Source organism: Frondihabitans sp. Leaf304, from assembly GCF_001423105.1.
GTDB lineage: Bacteria > Actinomycetota > Actinomycetes > Actinomycetales > Microbacteriaceae > Frondihabitans.
On sequence record NZ_LMNV01000003.1, the window covers coordinates 469672 to 494081 of the forward strand.

Consider the following 24410-nt stretch of genomic DNA (forward strand, 5'->3'; position numbering starts at 1 on the left):
ATCGACCCGGTTCGCCGCGTCGGTATGGCCGATTCGCGTCGGTTCGCCTCTCAGGCGGGAGGCCGAGCGGCGACGCGCTCGATGGCATGCTCGAGGCGACGACGAAGCTCGGGCACGCGTTCGGGCAGCCGGATCCTTGATTCTTCGATCGTGACCGCGCACCGCCCCTCGCGAGACGTACCCACGCGAGCCTCGAGCCGGTCGCCGCTCTCGAGCAGCCACACGGCGACGCAGCGCTCGGGTTGGCGATGCACCTCAGCTGGCGCGGCACCGCCGATCGTCGCGGCCTCGGCGATCGCGCCGTCGAGGAGGTCGGTCTGGGCACCCCGGATGCTGCGGCTCGCCGCCACCGCGAAGGTCCCGTCGGGCTGCTGACCCGGTAGCGCGATGCCGTGCGCCTGCTGATACCGGACGGCCACTGACTCGGCACCCCAGTCAGGCGCCTCGTACACCTCGACGAGCAGGTCGACGATCTGCGCGTGCGAGAGACGCGTGGCGTCTTCGGCGTCGAGGATCTCGAACCACTCGGCCACGCCTCGTCCTGACCGCGCGGCGAGCTTGGCATCCGTGGGGCCGGCCGCCGCTCGTCGCGTCGCCGGGCTCATGGCTGCACTCGACCCGCTCGGTGCGCTCCCCACACCCTCGGGCTGTCGCCTCCGCTTCGGAGACACGACTACTCGGCCCGGTCGGCCAACCGCACTCGGGCGATGGCCAGGAAGTCGTCGACCGTGAGCTCTTCGCCGCGACCCGTCGCCGCCAGGCCCGCGCGCTCGATCGCGTCGGATGCCTCCGCCGACGACCCGAACACGACCGACAGCGACTGCCGGAGCATCTTGCGACGCTGCTGGAACGCAGCGTCGACGAGCTCGAACGTGGCGGCACGCTCCGCCTCGGTGCCCTTCGGTTCGCGCTGGTCGTAGGCGACCAGAATGCTGTCGACGTTCGGCACCGGCCAGAAGACCTGGCGGCTGACCTGACCCGCCGTCGACCAGATGCCGTACCAGGCCGCCTTGATGCTCGGCGAGCCGTAGACCTTCGACCCGGGCGAGGCCGCGAGACGGAGCCCCACCTCGGCCTGGACCATGACGAGCCCTCGCGTCAGCGACGGGAAGTGCTCGAGGAAGTGCAAGAGCACCGGAACGGAGATGTTGTAGGGCAGGTTGGCGACGAGGTGCGTCGGCTCGGACGGCAGCTCGGTGACCTTCATCGCGTCGGCCACGACCACGGTCAGGTCGGCGTCGGGCTGCAGCAGACGCACGGTCTCGGGCAGCTGTTCGGCCAGCCGCTTATCGATCTCGACCGCGGTGACCGAGGCGCCGGCTTCGAGCAGACCGAGAGTCAAGGATCCGAGACCCGGCCCGATCTCGACCACACGAGTCTCGCGTGCGACCTTGGCAGCCCCCACGATCCGCCGCACGGTGTTGCCGTCGTGGACGAAGTTCTGGCCGAGCTTCTTCGTCGGCTGGATACCGAGGAGGTCGGCGAGGTCGCGGATCTCGGCGGGCCCGAGAAGCGTGCTGGATGCCACGTCAGGCCTCGATCCGGATGGGGTCGGACTCCCACGTGCCGTAGACCAGCTCGGTCGTCGACGTGATCTGCGCGGCGAGCATGCCGACGTCGGTGCCGAGGGTCTCGGCCATCGAACGCAGGGTGTGCGGGATCAGGTACGGCGAGTTCGGTCGGCCGCGGAACGGGCTCGGCGTGAGGAAGGGCGCGTCGGTCTCGACCATGATCAGACTGCGCGGGGCCTGGATGAGAGCGTCGCGGAGGGCCTGCGCGTTCTTGAACGTGACGGTGCCGGCGAACGACATGTACCAGCCGTTCTCGGCGCAGACGGTGGCCAACTCGGGGCCGCCCGAGAAGCAGTGGAAGACCGTGCGCTCGGGGGCGCCGACGCGCTTGAGCGTTGCGACGACGTCGTCGTGGGCATCGCGGTCGTGGATCTGCAGGGCGAGATTGTGCTTCTTGGCGATCTCGATGTGCGCCTCGAACGACTCGAGCTGCGCGGCGCGGGCGGCGTCGCGAGTCTCGTCGTCGGGAAGCCGGAACCAGTCGAGGCCGGTCTCGCCGACGGCACGCACGCGGGGCCTGGCGGCAAGCTCGTCGATCACGGCCAGCGCCTCGTGGAGTTCTCCGGCGGCGGCGAGCTTCGGCGCCTCGTTGGGGTGCAGAGCGACCGCCGCCAGCACGCGCGGTTCACGGCTCGCGATCTCGGCCGACCAGCGCGATGTGGCCACGTCGTTGCCGACCTGCACCACACCGCGGATGCCGACGCTCGACGCCCGGTCGAGGTGCTCGCGGTAGTCGAGGCCCTCTTCGCCGTCTTCAATCTCGAGGTGGGTGTGGTTGTCGTAGACCGGAACCGTGAGGGGCTGCGGCAGTGGCGGGTAGCTCAGATCGCGCTTCTGGCCGCCCGATTCGTCGCTGCGCTTGCGGATGTGGGTCGCGCCGGCGTTTTGGTCGTGAGACGGGGGCATCGTCGCTCCGTCGCCGGATTCTGCGTCAGTCACGCTGTGGCCGGCTCCGGCTGCTCGATGCGCGGGAACAGCGTCGACGGAAGCGGCTGAACGTTCGGTGCCGACGACCACTCGGGAGCGCGGTCGACGTTCTGGCTCGTCAGCTCACCCTGGCCGATCGACGCCCACAGCTTGCGCGTGGCATCCGGGATGAAGGGGCTGAGCAGCACGGTCAGCGTGCCGAGACCCCGAAGCGCCGTGTTCAGCACCGTCGCGAGACGATCGCGCTTGGCTTCGTCTTTCGCGAGAGCCCAGGGCTCTTGCTCGGTGATGTAGCCGTTGAGGGCATCGACGAGCTCCCAGATGGAACCGAGGGCCTCGTGGATCGCGAACCGCTCGATCGCCGCGTCCGCGGCGGCGGTCACGCGCACCTCGGTCTCGCGGATGGCGAGGTCGGCCGCGTCGAGGTCGCCGGCGACGGGCACGGTGCCGTCGAAGTAGCGGGTGATCATGGCGATGATGCGAGACGCGAGGTTGCCGAATCCGTTGGCGAGCTCGGCCTGGTAGCGCGCCGAGATGTCTTCCCACGAGAAGTTGCCGTCGTTGCCGAACGTGATGGCGCGCATGAAGTAGTAGCGGAACGCGTCGACGCCGAAGGTCTCCGTGATCTGTTGCGGCGCGATACCCGTCAGCTTCGACTTCGACATCTTCTCGCCACCGACGAGCAGCCAGCCGTGGCCGAAGACATGCTTCGGCACGGGCAGACCAGCGGCCATCAGCATGGCGGGCCAGATGACGGCGTGGAAACGCGCGATGTCTTTGCCGACGATGTGCGTGGCGGGCCAGCGGCGGTCGAACTCGGCCTGCTGATCGGGCACGCCGTAGCCGACGGCGGTGACGTAGTTGAGTAGGGCGTCGAACCAGACGTAGACGACGTGCTTGTCGTCCCACGGCACCTTGATGCCCCAGTCGAACGAGGCCCGCGAGATCGAGAGGTCGCGCAGACCCTGCTTGACGAACTGGACGATCTCGTTGCGGACGCTCTCGGGCTGAATGAAGTCGGCCTGCGACTCGTACAGATCGAGCAGCGGCTTCTCGAAGTCGCTCATGCGGAAGAAGTAGTTGCTCTCCTTCAGCAGCTCGACGGGCTTCGAGTGGATGGCGCAGACCTGCTGGCCCTCGAACGGACCGGTGCCGTCGACCAGGTCGGACGCCTGCTTGTACTCCTCGCAGCCGACGCAGTAGAAGCCCTCGAACTCGCCCTGGTAGATGAAGCCGTCGTCGTAGAGCTTCTGCAGGAAGGTCTGCACACCGGTCTCGTGCCGCTGGTCGGTGGTTCGGATGAAGTCGTCGTTGGCGATGTTGACCGTCTCGAGGAGCGGGATCCAGGCCTCTTCTACGAGCTTGTCGGCCCACTCTTTGGGCGAGACGTCGTGGCTCGTCGCCGTGCGCAGAATCTTCTGGCCGTGCTCGTCGGTGCCGGTGAGCAGCCAGGCGTCGTCACCGCGCTGGCGGTGCCACCGAGCGAGCACGTCGGTCGCGACCTCGGTGTAGGCGTGCCCGATGTGGGGCACGTCGTTGACGTAGAAGATGGGCGTGGTGATGAAGAAGGCGTCGCCGGCGGGCATGTCGTCCATCCTAAAGCCGCGCGGCGGTGCGTTTCGGCGTGTGGGAGGGGTTGGCGGGTGTTCACACCTAACGAGCGGCGAGCGCCCCCTGGTACAGGTCGCGCTTCGAGAGACCCGTCGCGGCCGACACCTCGGCGGCGGCCTCCTTCAGGCGGTCACCGGCAGCAACGGCCGCGAGCACGAGAGCGACGCCGGCCGAGAGGTCGACGTGACGGGCCGCGGATCCTTCGATCACGATGCAGATCTCACCCCGAACCCCCTCGGCAGCCCAGGCGACGAGCTCGGCCGCGGTGCCCCGCTTGACCTCTTCGTGCAGCTTCGTCAGCTCGCGGCAGACGACCACGCGCCGCGACTCGCCGAGCGCTGACGCCACGTCGACGAGCGAGTCGGCCAGGCGGTGCGGAGACTCGAAGAAGACCATCGTGCGGCGCTCGCCCTCAAGTTCGCCGAGCACCCGCAGACGATCGCCCTGCTTGCGCGGCAGAAACCCCTCGAAGGTGAAGCGGTCGGTCGGCAGCCCTGAGACGGCGAGCGCCGTCAGCACGGCCGACGGGCCGGGAAGAGAGGTGACGGTCACTCCCGCGGCGGCGGCCGCTTCGACGAGCGGGAACCCAGGATCCGAGATGGCCGGCATCCCGGCATCGGTCAAGACGAGCACGTCGGCATTCCGCGCCAGCTCTACGACCTCGGAGGCTTTCTCGCGCTCGTTGTGCTCGTGCAGCGCGATGAGCCGCGGACGGTTCTCGACGCCGAGGGCGCGCATCAGGTGGATGGCCGTGCGGGTGTCTTCCGCCGCGATCACCTCGGTGTTCGAGAGGGCCTCGATCAGGCGCCGGGAGGCGTCGCCGAGGTTGCCGATAGGAGTTGCCGCGAGAACGATCACCCGCCCATTCTCCTTCGTCGGGCCATCTACGATGGCCGAATGACATTTCGGCCGAGCGGCGACTTCGACCAGCTGGTCGGAAGCGCGCCCGTCGAAGGCCCCGGCGGCGAATCCTCCCACGGTGACGAGCCCGACCGGGTCGAGCGACCGCGGAAGCCGGTCGCGCATCGCTGGGGGCTCACGCCGATCGACGCCTGGTGGGGTCGCGTACTCTCTACCCCCGCCCGCCAGCGCGCCTGGCGCTGGGGCGGCCCGGCACTCGTCACCCTGATCGCCGCGCTGCTGCGCCTCTGGCACCTCGGCCACCCGAACACCCTGGTGTTCGACGAGACCTATTACGTCAAAGACGCCTGGACTCTGCACAACCTCGGCTACGAGGGCACCTGGCCGGGCGACGTCGACGCGAAGTTCGCGGCCGGTCAGACAGATCTCTTCACGAGTTCCGCCGAATTCATCGCCCACCCGCCCCTCGGCAAGTGGCTGATCTCGCTCGGCATGGCCGTGATGGGGCCGGCGAATCCGGCCGGGTGGCGGTTGAGCACGGCGGTGGCCGGGATCCTTGCTGTCCTTCTTGTCACGCTGATCACGCGGTACCTGCTCAAGTCCGACGTGCTCGGAGTGCTGGCGGGGTTCTTCTTCGCCATCGACGGTCAGGCGATCGTGATGTCGCGGGTGTCGCTGCTCGACAACTTCGTGATGCTCTTCGCGTTGCTCGCATTCGGGGCGGTTCTGCTCGATCGCGCGCACAGCAAACGACGTCTGGATACTTGGGTTCGACGGAGGAATGCGCGCGGGCGCGACCTTGCCTGGGGGCCGACGCTGTGGAACAGGCCGTGGCTGATCGCGGCCGGAATTATGCTCGGTGCCGCCTCGGGCGTGAAGTGGAACGGCATCTACTTTCTCGCCATCTTCGCGCTCTACACGGTGGCCGTCGACATGATGGCGAGGCGTCGTGTCGGAGTCGAGCTGTGGGGCACGGGAACGCTCATCACGCAGGGTCCGGCGACGTTCCTGCTGATGGTGCCCGCGGCGGCAGTCACCTACATCGCCACCTGGACGGGCTGGTTCGTCACCCGGGGCGGCTGGAACCGCACCTGGCTCGAAGACGGCAACGGGGCCACGCCCTGGAAGGGCCTGCTCGCCTGGGTGCCCGACGTCGCGCAGAACTTCTGGCACTACCAGGCGAGCATCTACGCGTTCAACGTCGGGCTGTCGACGGCGCACCCCTACCAGGCGAACCCGCTGCTCTGGCTGCTGATGCAGAGACCGACGAGCATGTTCTACCTTGGCCTGTCAGAGGGTCAGAACGGCTGCACGGTCGACCGCTGCGGCCAGGCCATCAGCGGCATCGCGAACCCGCTGATCTGGTACGCCGCCGTGCTCGCCTGCCTCTACCTCTGCTACCGGCTGGCGCGCTACCGCGAGTGGCAGTCGGGGGCCATCTTGATCGGCGTCGCCGCCGGCTACCTGCCCTGGATGATGTACCTCAACCGGACGGTCTTCCAGTTCTACACGATCGCGTTCGAGCCCTATCTCGTGATGGGGCTGGTGGCCGCTCTCGGCATCATCCTCGGCAAGCGCACCGACGATCCGCTCCGCCGCCTGAGCGGGATCCGCGTCGTGGGGGTGATCGTGATCGTGGCAGTCGTGCTGACGATCTTCTACTACCCGATGTGGACGGCGACCCAAGCGCCGTGGACCTTCATCAACCTGCACTACTGGGTGCCGAGCTGGAAGTAGCCCGCTGGCCCCTGGTCCGCGTGCAAATTTGAAGGAAAAACACGCCGCGGCGACCGGAAACATGCCGATCCGGGGCCTCCAGCGCGAGTTTCTCCTTCAAATTCGGGCAACGGCGGCGAGCTGCTCCTCGAACTCGGGCACCGAGCCGACCGGCAGCCGACACACGAAGTCGCGGCAGACGTAGGCCGTCGCGGCAGCTCCAGCACCGGCGCCGAGCACCCGTCCCTCGAACAGCTCGAACCCGGCGGCCGACCACTCTGCCACCTGAGCTTCTGGCACGACGGCCACGACGGCGCCGGGCCGTCGCACTCGTCGGGCGGAGTCGGCGAGCGGGCCGTCGGATCCTTCGCTCCCGTCGGTCACGACGACGACCTGAACCGCAGGATCCGACAGCGCGACACCGACCGACAGGATCGCCCCGAAGGCGGTCGGGTTGTCGAGCGCCAGGTCGTGCACCGAGCGGACGGCGCGCGCGGCGGCCTCCCGGTAGCGGGCGTCGGCCGTGAGCTGTGACAGGGTCAGGGCCGCCGAGGCCATGGCCGACAGGCCCGACGGGTAGGCGCCCTCCGATGGGTCGCTCGCGAGCTGGAGCCCCTGCGCGGCGAGTACCGGGTCGCCGCCGCCGGGAGCCGCGAACACGCGGGCATCGCCGGATGCTGGGAGGCACTGCTCGACGAGGTCGCGCGCAGCCGTGGCATACAACACCTCGCCGGTCGCGGTTGCGAGCCGCAACAGCCCGTCGGCGAGCATGCCGAAGTCTTCGAGGGTCGCGACCGCGTCGGAGGCACCCCGCTCGGACGTCGCCCGCAGCAAGACGCCGTCGGTCGACACCGAAGACCCGAGGATCCGATCCGCCGCCGCTCGTGCCGCCACGATCCAGTCGGCTCTCCCCTGCCGCACCCCGGCCTCTGCCAGCGCGCCGATTGCGAGGCCGTTCCACCCCGTCAGTACCTTCTCGTCGACCTTCGGCGGTGTCGCCGCGGCCCGCCCGTCGGCGTCAAGCGCGTAGTAGCCGCCCTCGCCGAGGTCGCTCTCGCTGTCTTGGGCCGACCCGAAACCACCGCCAGGCCGCTGCAGCGTCGTCAGCAGGAACTCGGCGATGCCCGCGGCCACGTCGAACGATCCGACGCGGGAGTAGGCGTCGAGCAGCACGGCATTGTCGTAGAGCATGCGCTCGTAGTGCGGCTCGTGCCAGTCGCGCCGGACGGAGTAGCGGAAGAAGCCGCCCTCCACCGAGTCGCGGAGAGGCGACGCGGCCATGGCGTCGAGGGTGCGTCCGACCAGCGCTCGCGCGGCCGGTGCGGCCGGCGACGAACTCGTCGCCACGTCGACGAGCAGGCGCTGCACCGGCGCGATCGGGAACTTGGGGGCGCGACCGAAGCCACCGAACTCGTCGTCTTCGAACGACGCGAGCCGAGTGACGATCGCCTGGATCTCGTCTGCCGTGACGTCGGATCCTGCGTTGTCGCCCGTGCCTGCGCCTGTGGTCGTCGACGCTGCGGCGAGCGCGGCGGCGATCTCACCGGCGTTCTGCTCCACCTCGTCGCGGCGGTCGGTCCAGGCCTCGGTGACGGCATCGAGCACCTGACGGAACGACGGCGTGCCCTGCACCGGAACCGGTGGATAGTAGGTGCCCGCGAAGAACGCGCGGCCCTCGGGCGTGACGAAGACGGTCAGCGGCCAGCCGAGGTTGCCGGTGAAGGCGCCCGCCGCCGCGAGATAGCTGGCGTCGACATCGGGGTGTTCCTCGCGGTCGACCTTGATGGCGACGAAGCGCTCGTTGAGGTGCGCGGCCAACTCGGGGTCGGAGAAGCTCTCGCGGGCCATGACGTGGCACCAGTGGCAGGTCGAATAGCCGATCGACACCATCACGGGAAGCCCGCGGCGGGCGGCCTCCTCGAACGGGGCGGCTCCCCACGTGTGCCACGCGACGGGGTTGTCGGCGTGGCTGCGGAGGTACGGGCTGATGGCGTCGCGGAGCTCGTTGGGCACGGGGCCACGCTACGCCGCCGGCCTGGCACCGGCTTTGGCCTTACCTCGGCCGAGGGGTTGCGACACCACCTTTCGGCCTCACCACCGCCGATGGGCGGCGCCCTGCCCGAAACCCGGCGCCGCGCCCTGCCTCACGACAAGGGAACGTCGCGATACCCCTCCCCCACATACTCACTCAGCGGCCGGATGAGCGCGTTCGCGCCGCGTTGCTCGACGACGTGTGCCGTCCAGCCGGCGACCCGCGCCGCGACGAACAGCGGCGTGAACACCTCGGCGTCGAACCCGAGCAGGTGGTAGGCGACGCCCGACGGGTAGTCGACATTCGGCTTGAGGCCCTTCCGGTCGAGCACGCCCTGCTGAAGGGTGTCGTAGAGGTCGCGCAGCCGCTCGTTCTCCTGCCCGGGGCGCTCGTCGAGGAGCCGCCCGAGAGCGACCTCCATCGTCGGCACGCGACTGTCGCCGTTCTTGTAGACGCGGTGCCCGAAACCCATCAGGGTGCGCTTCTCGGCGAGGGCCGCATCGAGCCAGGCGTCGACCCGTTCGGGGTCGTGGATCTCTTCGAGCAGAGCCAGTGCCGCCTCGTTCGCACCGCCGTGGAGCGGGCCCCGAAGCGCGCCGATCGCGCCGACGAGGGCCGAGTGCAGGTCGGAGAGAGTCGAGGCGATCACGCGAGCCGTGAACGTCGACGCGTTGAACGAGTGCTCCGCGTAGAGGGTCATCGACACGTCGAACGCCTCGACGTCGCGCTTGTCGGGCTCTTCGCCGAAGACGAGCCAGAGGAAGTTCGCCGAATACCCGAGGTCGTCGCGGGAGTCCAAAGGATCCTGCCCTCGTCGTCGACGCTGGTCGTACGCGATCAAGGCCGGGATCTGCGCGAAGACACGAAGGGCACGTTCGTAGGTCTCGTCGGGCGACGGCTTCGCCGGTTCAGGATCCAGGGTGCCGAGTGCGCTCACGGCCGTCCGCAAGACATCCATCGGGTGCGTGGACTTCGGCAGCGAATCGATCAGCGAGCGGAGGGTCGGGTCGAGCGCCCGGGCACCGCGCTCGGCAGAGCGGAACGCCTCCTTCTCGGAAGCGGTCGGAAGCTCACCGCGCCAGAGCAGCCACACGACGTCTTCGAACGGCACGGCGCCGGCGAGCTGCTGTACCGGATACCCGCGATAGAGGAGGGAGTTCGAGGCGGCGTCGACTTTGGAGACGCGGGTCTCGTCGACGACGACGCCGTTCAGGCCCTTGTGAATTTCAGGTGCGGTGTCGGTCGCTGCGGATGTCGTCATCGGTCACTCCTTCGTAAGGTCGAACGTGTAGATCGAGTCGTCGAACTGCGAGTAGCCCTCGTAGTCGATCAGGTCGTACAGGTCTCGGCGGTGCTGCATCCGGTCCAGGAGCGCCGCCTGCGTGCCGGCGGCGGCGATCTCGTCGAGACCGCGCTCGGCCTCGCCCATGGCCAGGCGCAGCAGCGTGACCGGGTAGATCACGATCTTCACCCCGGCGCTCGCGAGCTCGTCGGCCGTGTGCAGCTCGCCCTTGCCGAACTCGGTCATGTTGGCGAGGATCGGCACGTCGAGAGCATCGGCCATCGCCTCGAACTCGCGGAGCCCCTCGAGCGCTTCGGGGAACACCGCGTCGGCGCCCGCGTCGACGAGGGCCTTCGCCCGATCCACGGCCGCCGCGAGACCGTCGACGGCGCGCACATCGGTTCGGGCCATCACCAGGAAGTTCGGGTCGCGACGACCGTCGACCGCGGCGCGGATCCGCTTGACCGCCGTCTCGGCGTCGACGACGCTTTTTCCGTCGAGATGCCCGCAGCGCTTCGGATTCACCTGATCTTCGATGTGCAGGCCGGCCAGCCCGGCGTCTTCGAGCGTCTGGACTGTGCGCGCGACGTTCATCGGCTCGCCGAAGCCGGTGTCGGCGTCGACGATCGACGGCAGGTCGGTCATGCGGGCGATCTGCCCGGCCCGGGTGGCGACCTCGGTCAGGGTCGTCAGGCCGATGTCGGGCAGGCCGAGGTCGGCACTGATCACGGCACCCGAGATGTAGACGCCCTCGAAGCCCTTGCGTTCGATCAGCCGTGCGCTCAGCGGGTTGAAGGCACCCGGCAGCCGCACCAGACCCGGGCCGTCGAGTGCCCGCCGCAGGGCGACGCGTTTGTCGGCAGCCGAAACCGAGGAGTACAGCACTACAGCAGCCCCTCGCGCACGGTGAGCCCCTCGAAGTACGCCGAATCGGGCATCACGGTCAGCCCGCCGAGCTCGTCGGCGGTCAGCTCAGGAAGACGCTCGGCGAGGTCGATGAAGGCGTCGATCGACGACGAATCGAGGATCCCACTGGCCAGGGTCCGGAACTTCGTCACGTAGTCCGCTCGCTGGAACGGCCGTGCTCCCAGGGGATGCGCATCGGCCACCGCGATCTCGTCCACGAGAGTGCCTCCGTCGGTGAACGTGACCTCGATGCGTCCGCCGAATGCCTGCTCGGCCGGGTCGAGCGAGTGGTAGCGGCGAGTCCAGTCAGGGTCTTCGACCGTCGTGATGGACCGCCAGAGAGCGACCGTGTCGGCGCGGGCGGCCCGCTCCGGGGCGTAGGAGCGCTCGTGGTGCCATTCGCCGTCCTGCAGCGCCACGGCGACGATGTAGGGGATGGAGTGGTCGAGGGTCTCGCGGCTAGCGGTGGGGTCGTACTTCTGCGGGTCGTTCGCACCGGAACCGATGACGCGGTGGGTGTGGTGGCTCGTGTGCAGCACGATGCTCGCCACGCGCGCGGGATCGCGGAGCTCCGGGTGCTCGCGGCCGAGTCGGCGGGCCAGGTCGATCCAGGCCTGCGCCTGATACTCGGCCGAGTGCTCTTTCGTGAAGGTGTCGAGGATGGCGCGCTTCTGCTCGCCCGCGGCCGGCAACGGCACCGAGTAACCCGCCTCGACGCCGTCGAGGAGGGTCGCGATCACGCCGTCTTCGCCCTCGTAGATCGGTGACGGGCTCGTCTGGCCGCGCATCGCGCGGTCGATCGCCTCGATCGCCTGCTTCCCGGCGAAGGCCGGCGCATAGGCCTTCCAGGTAGAGATGAGGCCCTTGCGCGACTGCCGCGTCGCGGTGGTCGTATGGAGGGCCTGGCCGATCGCCTGGTAGATCGTCTCGGCGTCGAGGCCGAGGAGCGTGCCGAGGCCCGCTGCAGCGCTCGGGCCGAGGTGCGCGACGTGGTCGATCGTGTGGCGGTGCAGGCTGATCGCCCGAGCGAGGTCGACCTGGATCTCGTACGCGGTCGCGATGCCACGCACCACGTCGGATCCTGAACGGCCCGCGTGCTGCGCGACAGCCAGCAGCGGCGGGATGTTGTCGCCGGGGTGGGAGTATTCGGCGCTGAGGAAGGTGTCGTGGAAGTCGAGCTCGCGGACGGCGACGCCGTTGGCCCAGGCGGCCCATTCCGGGGCGAAGCGGAGAGTCGGGTCGGTGCCGAATACGGTCGCTCCCCGGCGCCTGGGGCCTGTCGCGGGGCTGATCGGATGTGCCTCGGCCTGGGCGCGCGCCGCAACCACCGACGCGCGACGGAGCGACGCGGTCGCCACCGCCGCGTTATCGATGACGCGGTTGATGATCATCTCGGTGACGTCGTCGGCGACGGGCACCGGGTCGACGGCCAGCTCGGCGAGCTGCCACCCGAGCTCCTGCTCTTTCGGGAACCCCTCGTCGCTTCGGTGGACGCGGACCTCGACGTCTCTCACGCGTGAGCCGGGGCGAATCGCTGGACGAGCTCGCGCTTGAGCACCTTGCCGCTCGGACCGAGGGGCAGGGCGTCGAGCACGTGCACGACGCGAGGGTACTTGTAGGCCGCGATCTCTTCGGCGACGAAGGCAATGAGGTCGTCCGGGCTCGTCGTGCTTTCGGGCGCTAGGACGACGGCCGCCTCGATCTCTTGACCGTGGGTCTCGTGGGGCACACCGAACACGGCGGCCATGCGCACGTCGGGGTGGCTGGCGAGGACTTCTTCTACCTGCCGGGGATACACGTTGTAACCGTTGCGGATGATCATGTCTTTCGTTCGGTCGACGATGGTGAAGTAGCCGTCGTCGTCTTTGGTGGCGAGGTCGCCCGTGCGGAACCAGCCGTCGACGATCGCCTTCTCGGTGTCGTCAGGGCGGTTGAGGTAGCCGTTCATGATGTTGTGGCCGCGCACGACGATCTCGCCGATCGAGCCGTTCGGCATGAGCACGATGCTGTCGGAGACGCTGGGGTCGGCGACCTCGACGTCGACTCCCCAGATGGCCGTGCCGATCGTTCCGGGACGCGGCGTGCGGCCGACGTGGTTGAAGGTCGCGACGGGCGACGTCTCGGTGAGGCCGTAGCCCTCGTGGATCTCGGCCCCGAAGGTTTCGCGGAACCGGTCGATGATCGCGACGGGAAGCGCGGCACCCCCGGAGATCGCGTATTTGAGACTCGGCCGCGACTCGGTGCGGGTCGCCGCGTCGAGCAGAGCCATGTACATCGTGGGGACGCCCATAAAGATGTCGCAGTGCTGCTCGACCATCACCCGGAGGGCCGTGTCGCCGTCGAACTTCGGCACCATCACCATGGTGGCGCCCGCCCGGAAGGCGACGTTCATGGTGCAGGTCTGGCCGAACGTGTGGAACAGCGGAAGCGCACCGAGAAGGCGATCGCCGGCCTCGATCTTGAACGTGGAGAGAAGCAAGGCGTTGGTCTGCTCGAGCAGGCTGAAGTGCGACCCCTCGGCGCCCTTGGGCTGCCCCGTGGTGCCGCTCGTGTACAGGATCGTCGCGGTGTCGAACGGGTCGCGGGGCACGTAGGTGTCGATGGGTTCGGCCGCCTCGGCGAGCGCCTCGAGGCGATCGAAGCCGGTGACGAGATCGGGCGGTGCCAGCACGGTGACCACGTCGACGCCGGCCAGACCGGCGCCGGGCGCCCCTTCGCCGAGGAGTGGTGCGGCGCAGACCAACATGGCCGATCCGCTGTCGTGGAGGACGTATTCGATCTCGTGCTGCTTGAGCAGAGCATGGATCGGAACGGCCACGGCCCCGAGCGAGAGAATCGCGTAGTAGACGCGGGGGAAGTCGGTCACGTTCGGCACGAGCATGGCGACGCGGCTGCCCTCGGTGACGCCCTTGGCACGGAGAGCGCCGGCGTAGGCGCGGGTCTCGGCCCACAGCTCGGAGTAGGTCGTCTCGGTCGGACCGACGACGACGGCGACCGCATCGGCGTGACGGTCGGCCGACTCTTTGAGGATGGAAGCGACCGACGCGGTGGCACGAGAGGGGGAGGTGCGGGAACTACTCATTGGAGCTCCAATTTCGTCTTCGTTGACGACTCGGGTTCGAGCGGTGATCACAGCATACGGATCGCTCCTGATCGTCGCGAGCGCCTCATTCGAAATCCCAGATCGCCTCCTGCCAGTCGCTCCATTCCAATCGACAGCACTGCTCAGGGGGTCGAGTCGACGTAGCGACGGTGGGCCCGCGCCACAGCAGACACAGCGGCGTCGACCCGAGGCTGAAGCCACGGCCAGGCGAACCAGACGCCCACGGCACAGGTCAGGAGCGCGAAGAGCCGCGAGACCCAGAACAGACCGTCGGCCGCGATCTGCACGTCTCTCGGGGCGAGAGCGGCGAGGACGAGGTACGGAAGCACGGAGGAGACGACCGCCACGAGAGTGAGCGCGACCAGGCCGTTGCGAGCGCGGGCAGACGCGTCGGGAGCGCGACCAACCAGGATTGCACCAGCGACGAGAAGAACCAGGGCCGCAAGCTCGACCACCAGGAAGGCCCATGAAAACACCTGAACGGCCGGCGACTCGAACCTCTCGGAGGGCACGCTGCCGAAGCTCGATGCGATGCCTGTCGCGAGCGAGAGCGAAGCCGCTCCCACCAGTAGCAGCCGCACCGCCCTGCCCGAGCCCAAGGCACCCGCCCTCCCGGGGAGCCCCAGGGCGAGCACCGCAAGCCCCACCGACCACGCCAGCGCCCCGAGAAGGAAGGCACCTGAGACTCGGCCTGCCCCCAACGAAGCGACGCCTGCCAGGAACACCGCCCCGCCGCCGACGAGGGCCACGACCGGATCCGCTTTCAGCTCCACTGCCTCCATGCGCGCCAGCCTGGCATGAATATCGCGTATCGGCGACCCCCGGCCTACCCCGCCCTCTTCCGCAACCGCAGGAGCGCGAAGGGCTCCCCCAGCATCTGACTCTGCATCAGGTCGTCTAGACGACGGCCGTCTTCCGACCGGATGAACCGCCTCGCGCTCTTCTTGCGCACCGGGTCGGCACTCCGGGCATCCCATGCGCTGTCGAGAGCGCGCTCCAGCAGGTCGGCCTGGGCATGGTCGCCCGCCAGGCGCAGCCCGACCAGATGCCGACGAGCGGCGGCGAGTTCGTCTCGGAAGCGAGCCTCGTCGAGACCTCGGTAGCCGCCCGAGCGTTCGCGCGTGACGAAGTCGTTGCGCACGAGATTCTCGAGCACCTCCCGTGCGTGCGAGGTCGGGATGCCGAGCCGGCCGGCCGTCCGCTGCGTGAGGTCTTTCTCGCTGGTCACGCCGGTGAGGAGCAGGTCGAGCAGGTGCAAGACGGCGGGGCTGAGCAGGAGGATCAGGGCCCGTCGGTCGGGCGACATCATCACGCGCGCGCCCCCTCGGCTACTCCGACCGCCGAGACGTGCCCGAGACTCCGGGCCTCGAGCCTCGCGGCGTGCCGACGACCCGCCGCCGACGCGCGAAACTGCGCCGCGCTGAGCCGTTTCGCCGGATCGGCGCTGCGGGTGTTCCAGGCGGCGTCCAAGGCCACGAGGATGTCGTCGACCTGGCGCCCCTCCCCCTTCGATCGCAGCCATTCCAGCTGATCCATCGCCTTCTCGAAATGCGCGGCGAAGTCGTCGAGCCCGAGATCGGCGATCTCGGTGAGACCGGCCCGCCCGATGTACCCGACGCCGATCAGCCCGTCGAGCACCGCGGCGGCGTGCTCGACCGTGACGCCGATGCGCTCGGCGGCACGAGCGGCTATCTCGGCCTCGGAGGTGAGGCCCTCGTGCACGAGGTCGAGACAGTAGACGCAGACGGGATCGGTGAAGACGATGAGGGCTTGAACGCCCTCCGAGCTGAAGTCGAACGAAGAAGTCATGCGACGAGGATGGCAACCCGGGCGACTCCCCCGCTGGCCCCGGCCACCACCCTGTGGATAACTCCTCGCCGACCCGCGCGGTAAGCTGGAGGGCTCATGATTCCTGCCATCACCTTCCCCCCGGAGCTGCCGATCTCGCAGCGACGCGACGACATCGCGGCTGCCATTCGCGACAATCAGGTCGTCATCGTGGCGGGTGCGACAGGCTCGGGCAAGACCACGCAGCTGCCCAAGATCTGCCTCGACCTCGGTCGCGAGATGATCGGCCACACTCAGCCGCGCCGTATCGCCGCCCGCACGGTCGCGGAGCGCATCGCCGACGAGCTCGGCAGCGAGATGGGCGACCTCGTCGGCTACCAGGTCCGGTTCACCGACCATGTCAGCGACGCGACCCGCATCAAGCTGATGACCGACGGGATCCTTCTCAACGAGATCCACTTCGACCGTGACCTCACCAAATACGACACGATCATCATCGACGAGGCGCACGAGCGCAGCCTCACGATCGACTTCCTGATCGGCTATCTCAAGCAGCTCCTGCCCCGCCGCCCCGATCTCAAGCTGATCATCACGAGCGCGACGATCGACCCGGAGTCGTTCTCGAAGCACTTCGACGGCGCCCCCATCATCGAGGTCTCGGGCCGCACCTATCCGGTCGAGGTGCGCTACCGCCCGTTGGTCGCCGATGAGGTCAGTGCTGACGGCGAAACCGAAGGATCCAGCACCGACCCCGATGACCTCGACGCCCGGGGCGACCGACCGGCCCGAGCCGACGACCGCGACTACCTTCAGGGCATCAACGACGGCCTCGACGAGCTGGCCCGCGAGAGCTCCGGCGACGTGCTCGTCTTCCTCTCGGGCGAGAACGAGATCCGCGACGCCGAGGAGTCGATCCGCGGCCGCAACCTGCCCTTCACCGAGGTGCTTCCCCTCTACGGCCGGCTGAGCGCGGCCGACCAGCACCGCGTCTTCGAGACGAGTCGCACACCGGGAACACGTCGGCGCATCGTCCTCGCCACCAACGTCGCCGAGACGAGCCTCACCGTGCCCGGCATCCGCTACGTCATCGACGCCGGCACCGCGCGCATCAGCCGGTACTCGACCCGGGCAAAGGTGCAGCGCCTGCCCATCGAGGCGATCTCGCAGGCGAGCGCCAACCAGCGATCCGGCCGCTCCGGCCGCACGAGCGACGGCATCGCGATCCGTCTTTACTCCGAGCAGGATTTCGAGAAGCGACCGGAGTTCACCGAGCCCGAGATCCTGCGCACCAACCTGGCTGCGGTCATCCTCCAGATGATCTCGCTCGGCCTCGGCGCGATCGAGAAGTTCCCCTTCTTGCAGCCGCCCGACTCGCGCGGCATCAAAGACGGCGTCGACCTGCTGCGCGAACTGCGCGCCGTCGAGTCGCGGGGTGCGACCGACGAGCCGCGGATCACCCGGCTCGGCCACCAGATCACGCGCCTGCCGATCGACCCCCGTCTCGCGCGCATGGTGCTCGAGTCGAAGCAGCACGGCACCACCCGCGAGGTCATGGCCATCGTCGCAGGGCTCAGCATCCAAGATCCGCGCGAGCGTCCGCTCGAACGCCGCGCCCAGGCCGACCAGCAGCACGCTCGGTTCACCGATCCGTCGGGTGACTTTCTCAGCCTGCTCAACCTTTGGAACTACCTCGAGGAGCAACAGAAAGATCTCGGCTCAAGTGCGTTCCGCCGCCTGTGCAAGGCCGAATACCTCAACTACCTCCGCATCCGCGAGTGGCAAGACGTCTACCGGCAGCTCGTGCGCGCTTCGAAGAACCTCGGGCTCCACGTCGGCGAGCCGAGCGCCAACCCCGACGGCGTGCACAAGTCGCTCCTGGCTGGGCTCCTCAGCCAGATCGGCCTGAAAGACCTGCAGAAGAAGGACTACGTCGGTGCGCGCCAGTCGCGCTTCGTCATCTTCCCCGGATCGGCTCTCGCAAAGAAGCAGCCGAACGCGATCATGGCCGCCGAGCTCGTCGAGACCTCACGCCTGTTCGCCCGCGTGGCCGGCTCGATCGATCCCGCGTGGGCCGCCCCGATCGCGGGCGACCTGGTCAAGCGGAGCCACTCCGAACCGCACTGGGAGAAGAAGCAGGGCGCGGTCGTCGCCTTCGAGCGGGTCACGCTCTACGGGGTGCCGATCATCCCGCGCCAGCGTGTCCAGTTCAGCCGCATCGACCCCGTCTACGCCCGTGAGCTCTTCATCCGGCACGCCCTCGTCGAGGGCGACTGGGAGTCGCACCAGAACTTCCAAGACGCCAACGACCGCCTGATCGACGAGCTGACCGAGCTGGAGGAGCGCACCCGCCGCCGCGACATCCTGGTCGACGGCGACGCCGCGTTCGAGTTCTACCACCGCCGCATCCCCGCCGATGTCGTCTCGACCCGCTCGTTCGAGGGCTGGTGGCGTAAGGCCCGTGCCGAGACCCCCGACCTCCTGACCATGCGCGCCGACGACCTCCTCGGCGACGACGAGCCCGAGGTCGACGAAAAGGCCTACCCGACCACGTGGCGGCAGGGCGACCAGGCCCTGACCCTCCGCTATCGCTTCGAGCCGGGCTCGCACGACGACGGCGTGACCGTGCTCGTGCCGCTACCCCTGCTGGCATCGCTCAAACCGGTCGGCTTCGACTGGCAGGTGCCGGCGTTCCGCGACGAGCTCGTGACCGCGCTCATCAAGTCGCTGCCGAAGCAGCTGCGCAAGAGCGTGGTTCCTGCAGGCGACTGGGCTGCGAAGATCACCGCAGAATTGCCTGACGAACCGCAGGATCCTTCGGTCCCGTTCACAGCCACCGTCGCGGGCGTCATCAAGCGGCTCACCTACGCACCCGTAGCTGAGACCGACTTCGATGTGTCGCGCGTGCCCGCTCACCTGCGCATGACGTTCGCGGTGGTCGACGAGAAGGGGCGAGTCGTCGGGATCGACAAAGAGCTCGGCGCGCTGCAGCGCTCCCTCGCCGCCGACACGCGCCGCAGTGTGGCCCGGGCGACCGAGACCGCTCCCGCCTCTCGGGTGACGATCCAGCGCGACGGCATCACGAAGTGGGACTTCGACGACCTGCCCGCCTTCGTCGACACCAAGCACGGCGACACGACGATCCGCGCCTACCCGGCGCTCGTCGACGATGGCGCGTCGGTGTCGATCCAGCTCATGGCGACGGCGGCCGACCAGGCTCTCGCCACCCCGCGCGGAGTCCGGCGTCTGCTCATGCTCGGCACCCCGTCTCCTATTGCCTACGTGCAGCAGCACCTGACGAGCGCCGAGAAGCTCATCCTCGCGACGAGCCCGTACCAGAACACCGCCGCGCTTTTCGCGGACTGCCTCACGGCGGTCGTCGACGACGTACTGTACCGGGTGAAGCCCGACGGCATCGTCTTCACGAAGAAGGAGTTCGAGACCGTGCGCGACCGGGTGTCGGGAGCCGTGATGGATCAGATGTTCCAGACCGTGTCGCTCGTCGCCCGCACGCTGACGGCCGCTCGCGACGCCGACAAGGCGCTGAAGCAGGCCACGAACATGGCCCTGCTGCCGGCGCTGACCGACGCGCGCGAGCAGCGGTCGCGCCTGCTCTACCCCGGCTTCGTGTCGGCCACCGGTATCGCGCAGCTGCAGCGGGTGCCGGTCTACCTCGTCGGCATCCAGCGCCGCGTGACGAAACTGCTCGAGAACCCCGCACGCGACCGCGCCTGGATGGTCGAGGTGCAGCAGGCGCAGCAGCGGTACGTGGATGCGGGTGGGGCGTTCCCGCCCGCGGCCTCTGCTCCGGCGCCGCTCGTGCGGGCGCGCTGGATGATCGAGGAGTTCCGGCTGTCGCTCTTCGCGCAAGACCTTCGGCCGGCCGAGTCGGTGTCGTTGCAGCGGATCCAGAAGGTGCTCGCGACGGCTTCGGCCTGACCCCGCGCTGCCGAATTCGAAGGAGATCCGGCCCCGGCGAGACCGATTCATGCCGATCGGCGGGGTGCCAGCCCGGGTTTCTCCTTCGAATTCGGAACGCGCCGGCCCGCGCCGCCCCGCTAGCCTGGCCGAATGCGCGCAACCGTTCGAGACGTGGCGACCCGGGCCGGGGTAAGCCCGAAGACCGTCTCCAACGTGGTCAACGGCGTCGTGTTCGTCCGGCCCGAGACGCGCGAGCGGGTTGAGGCCGCCGTCAAAGAGCTCCAGTACGTGCCGAACCTCAGCGCCCGCGGCCTCCGCAACGGGCGCACCGGCGCGATCGCACTCGCGTTCCCCGACCTCGGCACCATGTACACCGCCGAGATGCTGCACTGGTTCGTCGAGGTAGCCCACGAGTTGGGCTGGGCCGTGCAGCTCGAAGAGACCGGTCGGCGCCCCGAGCGCGAGCGCGAGCTGCTGTCGCGGGGCCGGGAGCACCTCGTCGACGGCCTCGTGCTCAACCCGGTCACCCTGGAGGCCAGCGCCATCGTGGGTGCCGACTCGCTCCCGCCGGTGGTGGTGATCGGCGAGGTCGAACAGACCCTCGTCGACCAGGTGTCGGTCGACTCGATCTCCGCCGCGCGTGACATGACCGCGTACCTGCTGAGCCTGGGGCACCGCCGCATCGCTGCGGTGGGAGCCGTGGGGCCGGCGTTCAACAGCGCCTCTAATCGACAGCGAACCGAGGGATACCGGCAGGCGATCGCAGCAGCCGGGCTTCCGACGGATCCTTCGCTCGAGCTCTCGGGCGAGTGGTCGCCCGAGTCGGGCCGTCACATGGTGCTCGAGGCGCTCGACCGCGGGCTCGACGTCGACGCCTTCTTCTGCTTCACCGACTCGATGGCCCTCGGGGCGCTGTCGGCACTGGCCTCCCGTGGCATCAGCGTGCCGGGCGACGTCTCGGTGGCGGGCTTTGACGACATCGCCGACTCGCGGTTCTCGACGCCGCCGCTGACCACCGTCACCTTCGACAAGCGGGCCTTCGCCGATCAGACGCTAAGCCTGCTCGCCGCTCGGGTGTCCGACCGGACCCTGGCGCCGCGATACGTCGCGATCCCGCACGACATCGTGTCGCGGGCGTCGACCCGCACGCGGCACTGAAACCGCCCGCCGGCCGTTCTCAGGCTGCATGAGAACCGCCCGCGGGCCGTTCTCATGCAGCCCGCGAGCGACGATTCGCGCAGGGCACTTGACGCAGGGTTACAACGATGTAATAGTCGTCACCAGCGCAGCGCGGCGCAGTCGACACTCCCCCCGACGGCGGCACCGCAGACTCACGTTGCCCACCGACAAGGAGGTCGAAATGGCACCCCGTCCATCGTCCACGTTCACCCGGCGCAGTCTGCTCACCGCGGGTCTCGCAACGGCCGGAGCGGTGGCCCTCGCCGGCTGCTCCAGCACCCCGCTCGGCGCGGGCCTCTTCGGCTCGCCACTCAACCCCGAGCAGCTCATCTTCTGGAACCTGTTCGGCGGCGGAGACGGCAGCCGCATGCAGACCATGGAGGCCGGCTACCGCAAGGCCAACGGCGGCACCAAGTCGCTGCAGGCCACGGTCTTCGCCTGGGGCAACCCGTACTACTCGAAACTGACCCTCGCCACGGTCGGCAACAAGCCGCCGGATGTCGCGGTCGCCCACCTCACCCGCGCGAAGCCGCTCTACGACGGCGACATCCTCGAGCCCATCACCGACGCCGACCTCGCCTCCGTCGGGCTCTCGGCCGACTCGTTCAACGCCAAGTCGTGGGACGCCCAGAAGACCGACGGCAAGAACATCGCGATCCCCCTCGACACCCACCCGCTGGTGATGTTCTACAACAGCGACGTGATGAAGAAGGCGGGCCTCCTCGACAGCGACGGCAAGCTGAAAGACCTCACCGGGCTCGACACCTTCGAGGCAGCTCTCGCGGCCATCAGCAAGGTGACCGGTGGCACGGCGATCACGGTCGCCAACGTCAGCGAGACCGCGACGCCGTGGCGCGTGTTCCAGACGCTGTACTGGCAGATCACCGGGGCCACCCCCTTCCTCTCCGACAACGGCTCCAAGATCACGGTCAACGACGACGCCTACGCGAAGGTCATGGAGCGGATCGCTTCCTGGGTCAAGAAGGGGTGGCTCAACAAGGGCCTCGACTACGCCGGTGCCCAGACTGCGATGTTCACGGGCAAGTCCGGTTTCTTCCTCCAGGGAGAGTGGGAGATCACCACGGCCCAGTCGATCAAGGGCCTGAAGTTCGGCATGGTTCCCGTGCCGACCCTGTTCGACAAGCCGGCCGCGCAGGCCGACTCGCACACGTTCGTGCTCCCCCGCAAAGACCGCACCCCGGCGCAGCGCAAGCAGGCGATGGTCTTCATCAAGTCGATGCTCGACCAGAGCCAGACCTGGGCGATGGGCGGTCACGTTCCGGCCTACCTGCCGACCCTCGACAGTTCGGCGTACAAGACCCTCGAACCCCAGGCCGACTACTCGAAGGCGGCCGAAGACGCGGTCTACGACGACCCCGCCTGGTACGGAGGATCCGGCTCGACGTTCGAAGTGACAGTCGGTGCTCAGCTAGCTCTCGTCCAGCAGCTCTCGAGCTCGCCGCAGGCCGCGCTGTCGGCCATCAAGGGCCAGCTCAAGGTCTACACCAACACCCCCAGCCCGCTGTGATTCCCCGCACCCCGACCCCAGGAGGTACAACGTCGTGACCGCCGCTCCCGCTCTCACCCGCCGCGCAGCGGCCGCCCCAGAAGCCCGACCGAAGAGGCACTCCGTGCTCTCGCGCGGCGACGGCCGCGGCGCGTGGCTGTTCCTCGCCCCGTTCGGTCTCTTCTACCTGGCGTTCCTGCTCGGGCCGACCGTCTGGATGTTCGTCACCAGCTTCTTCAACACGTCGACGGTCCGCACCGGGCTCGGGTCGTTCGCGGGTCTCGCGAACTACGCCGAGATGCTCGGTCGCGCGGATTTCTGGAGCTCGATGTGGCACACGCTGCAGTTCACGCTCTACACGACGCCGCCGCTGGTGGTCCTGGCGTTCTTCCTGGCCATTCTCACCAACCGGGTGCGCCGCGGGCAGTGGTTCTTCCGCCTCGCGTTCTTCCTCCCGTACATCCTTCCGTCGGCGACCATCTCGCTCATCTGGGTGTTCATCTTCACGCCGGGGTCGGGCCTCTGGGCGAGCGCGCAGAGCATCTTCGGCATCACTCCGGGAGCCGGCGTGCTGGCCAGCCCGAACACGGCCATGATCGGCATCGCGATCGCCACGATCTGGTGGACGCTCGGCTTCAACTTCGTGCTGTACCTGGCCGGTCTGCAAGAGATTCCGCGCGAGCTGTACGAAGCCGCCGCGGTCGACGGAGCGACGACCTGGGAACAGATCCGCTACATCACGCTCCCGCTGCTCAGCCGCACCACGACGCTCGTACTGCTGCTGCAGATCGTCGCCAGCCTCAAGATCTTCGACCAGGTCTACCTGATGACATCCGGCGGTCCCGGTATCTCGACGTCGGTCGCCCTGACGCTCGTCACGGGCACGGGCTTCACCGATAACCGTCTCGGAGCTGCCTCGGCCGCGTCGGTCCTCCTCCTCATCGTCATCATCGCGATCGCCATCATCCGACAGCTCGTCGACCGCGCGGCAGTTCGAAAGGCGGCCTGATCATGGCTCTCACCACAGCTCCCGAACGCCGCACCAAATCGCCGCTGTCTGCGGCAGCCCCGGCGGCCCGCCCCACCGGCGCCCGCATGGGCACGAGCGGTCGCACGTTCAGCATCGTGTCGGCCATCGTGCTGACCGTCTTCGCGATCGTCTGGTTGATTCCGAGCGTCTTCGCACTGAAGACGTCGCTCTCCGATAACGGCGTCGCTGCTCTCGGCGCAACCGACATCCTGAAGACCTGGAACCCGACGCTCCACTCGTACGCCGCGCTGTTCCAGGCCGGCGACATCTGGAACTGGTACCTCGCGAGCGGAGTCACGAGCGTGGTGACCGCGGCCCTGACCGTGCTCTTCGCGTCGATGGCCGCGTTCGCTCTGTCGCGATTGAAATTCCGCGGCCAGAACGTCGTCTTCCTGCTGATCATCCTGGGCATCATGATCCCCAGCCAGGTGCTCATCGTGCCGATCTTCCAGGAGCTCGGCGCCGTCAACCTGCTCAACACCTACTGGTCGGTCATCTTCCCGCAGGTGCCGGCCGTCATCGCGGTGTTCATCTTCAAGCAGTTCTTCGATGGCATCCCGAAGGAGCTGGAGGAGGCGGCCCGCATCGACGGCGCCGGCCTCTGGAAGGTCTACTGGTCGGTCATCATGCCGCTGTCGCGCCCCGTGATCGCGGCCGTGATCATCCTCACCTTCGTCGGCGTCTGGAACAACCTGCTCCTGCCGCTGTTCGTCCTCTCCAACCCGAACCTGATGACCATCCCGGTCGGTCTCGCCACCGTGCAGGGCAGTTTCGGTCAGCGCTACGCCGACATCCAGGCCGGCGCTCTCCTCGCGGCTCTGCCGCTGGTCATCCTCTACCTGGCGTTCCAGCGTCAGATCGTCGAGGGGATCACGGGGTCCGGCCTCAAGGGCTGACCCCGAGTTCGATACGCGACGGGCACAGGATCCGCAGCACCGGGATCCTGCGCTCTCGTTTCTTCTGCACCACACCACCCACC

19 protein-coding genes are annotated in these 24410 nt (G+C 68.5%); 6 read left to right on the forward strand and 13 right to left on the reverse strand.

Going from position 1 to position 24410, the window contains the following annotated elements:
* Positions 1-50 precede the first annotated feature (50 nt).
* The 5 genes from ASF54_RS12510 to rsmI form a co-directional block, all read right to left on the reverse strand.
* Positions 51-605, reverse strand: coding sequence for a hypothetical protein (locus tag ASF54_RS12510; RefSeq protein ID WP_157510170.1), 555 nt, complete (start codon positions 603-605; stop codon positions 51-53).
* A 68-nt stretch (positions 606-673) separates the two neighbouring features.
* The gene (gene rsmA, locus ASF54_RS12515) at positions 674-1528 is read right to left on the reverse strand and encodes a 16S rRNA (adenine(1518)-N(6)/adenine(1519)-N(6))-dimethyltransferase RsmA (protein ID WP_055963432.1); all 855 of its coding nucleotides are present in this window, start codon (positions 1526-1528) and stop codon (positions 674-676) included.
* A gap of 1 nt (position 1529) precedes the next feature.
* Positions 1530-2510, reverse strand: a complete 981-nt coding sequence (locus ASF54_RS12520; protein ID WP_442855786.1) for a TatD family hydrolase — start codon at positions 2508-2510, stop codon at positions 1530-1532.
* Positions 2507-4084 (reverse strand): methionine--tRNA ligase, encoded by a 1578-nt coding sequence (metG, locus tag ASF54_RS12525; protein WP_055964069.1) that lies wholly within the window; start codon positions 4082-4084, stop codon positions 2507-2509. Before metG ends, ASF54_RS12520 begins: the two co-directional genes overlap by 4 nt.
* Before the next feature lie 67 nt (positions 4085-4151).
* Positions 4152-4967: a 16S rRNA (cytidine(1402)-2'-O)-methyltransferase gene (rsmI, locus tag ASF54_RS12530; RefSeq protein WP_055963435.1), complete on the reverse strand. Its 816-nt coding sequence runs from the start codon at positions 4965-4967 to the stop codon at positions 4152-4154.
* 39 nt (positions 4968-5006) lie between these two features.
* On the opposite strand from rsmI, the gene ASF54_RS12535 reads away from it, so the two are divergent.
* Positions 5007-6707: a dolichyl-phosphate-mannose--protein mannosyltransferase gene (locus tag ASF54_RS12535; RefSeq protein WP_055963437.1), complete on the forward strand. Its 1701-nt coding sequence runs from the start codon at positions 5007-5009 to the stop codon at positions 6705-6707.
* Between the two features lie 96 nt (positions 6708-6803).
* Here ASF54_RS12535 and ASF54_RS12540 read toward each other — a convergent pair whose 3' ends face one another.
* From ASF54_RS12540 to ASF54_RS12575, 8 genes are all read right to left on the reverse strand, one after another.
* Positions 6804-8699 (reverse strand): thioredoxin domain-containing protein, encoded by a 1896-nt coding sequence (locus ASF54_RS12540; protein WP_055963440.1) that lies wholly within the window; start codon positions 8697-8699, stop codon positions 6804-6806.
* A gap of 131 nt (positions 8700-8830) precedes the next feature.
* Positions 8831-9979 (reverse strand): bifunctional 2-methylcitrate synthase/citrate synthase, encoded by a 1149-nt coding sequence (locus ASF54_RS12545; protein WP_055963445.1) that lies wholly within the window; start codon positions 9977-9979, stop codon positions 8831-8833.
* Between the two features lie 3 nt (positions 9980-9982).
* Positions 9983-10885 (reverse strand): methylisocitrate lyase, encoded by a 903-nt coding sequence (gene prpB / locus ASF54_RS12550; protein WP_055963448.1) that lies wholly within the window; start codon positions 10883-10885, stop codon positions 9983-9985.
* Complete coding sequence (locus ASF54_RS12555; protein ID WP_055963451.1) at positions 10885-12420, reverse strand: MmgE/PrpD family protein; 1536 nt, start codon at positions 12418-12420, stop codon at positions 10885-10887. The genes prpB and ASF54_RS12555 overlap by 1 nt, the downstream gene beginning before the upstream one ends.
* Entirely contained in the window at positions 12417-13988 is a 1572-nt protein-coding gene (locus ASF54_RS12560) for a long-chain-fatty-acid--CoA ligase (RefSeq protein WP_055963454.1), read from the reverse strand. The genes ASF54_RS12555 and ASF54_RS12560 overlap by 4 nt, the downstream gene beginning before the upstream one ends.
* 143 nt (positions 13989-14131) lie before the next feature.
* Positions 14132-14791: a hypothetical protein gene (locus ASF54_RS12565; protein ID WP_157510171.1), complete on the reverse strand. Its 660-nt coding sequence runs from the start codon at positions 14789-14791 to the stop codon at positions 14132-14134.
* Positions 14792-14835: 44 nt separating this feature from the next.
* Positions 14836-15321: a hypothetical protein gene (locus ASF54_RS12570; protein WP_157510172.1), complete on the reverse strand. Its 486-nt coding sequence runs from the start codon at positions 15319-15321 to the stop codon at positions 14836-14838.
* On the reverse strand, positions 15318-15818 hold the full coding sequence (locus tag ASF54_RS12575; RefSeq protein WP_055963463.1) for a hypothetical protein: 501 nt from the start codon (positions 15816-15818) through the stop codon (positions 15318-15320). The genes ASF54_RS12570 and ASF54_RS12575 overlap by 4 nt, the downstream gene beginning before the upstream one ends.
* 96 nt (positions 15819-15914) lie before the next feature.
* On the opposite strand from ASF54_RS12575, the gene hrpA reads away from it, so the two are divergent.
* The 5 genes from hrpA (at position 15915) to ASF54_RS12600 (ending at position 24327) form a co-directional block, all read left to right on the forward strand.
* Entirely contained in the window at positions 15915-19733 is a 3819-nt protein-coding gene (gene hrpA / locus ASF54_RS12580; protein ID WP_055963466.1) for an ATP-dependent RNA helicase HrpA, read from the forward strand.
* Between the two features lie 132 nt (positions 19734-19865).
* The gene (locus ASF54_RS12585; protein WP_055963469.1) at positions 19866-20873 is read left to right on the forward strand and encodes a LacI family DNA-binding transcriptional regulator; all 1008 of its coding nucleotides are present in this window, start codon (positions 19866-19868) and stop codon (positions 20871-20873) included.
* 202 nt (positions 20874-21075) lie between these two features.
* The gene (locus tag ASF54_RS12590; RefSeq protein WP_055963472.1) at positions 21076-22422 is read left to right on the forward strand and encodes an extracellular solute-binding protein; all 1347 of its coding nucleotides are present in this window, start codon (positions 21076-21078) and stop codon (positions 22420-22422) included.
* A 34-nt stretch (positions 22423-22456) separates the two neighbouring features.
* On the forward strand, positions 22457-23410 hold the full coding sequence (locus ASF54_RS12595; protein WP_055963475.1) for a carbohydrate ABC transporter permease: 954 nt from the start codon (positions 22457-22459) through the stop codon (positions 23408-23410).
* Between the two features lie 2 nt (positions 23411-23412).
* Positions 23413-24327, forward strand: a complete 915-nt coding sequence (locus ASF54_RS12600; protein ID WP_055963478.1) for a carbohydrate ABC transporter permease — start codon at positions 23413-23415, stop codon at positions 24325-24327.
* Positions 24328-24410: the final 83 nt, after the last annotated feature.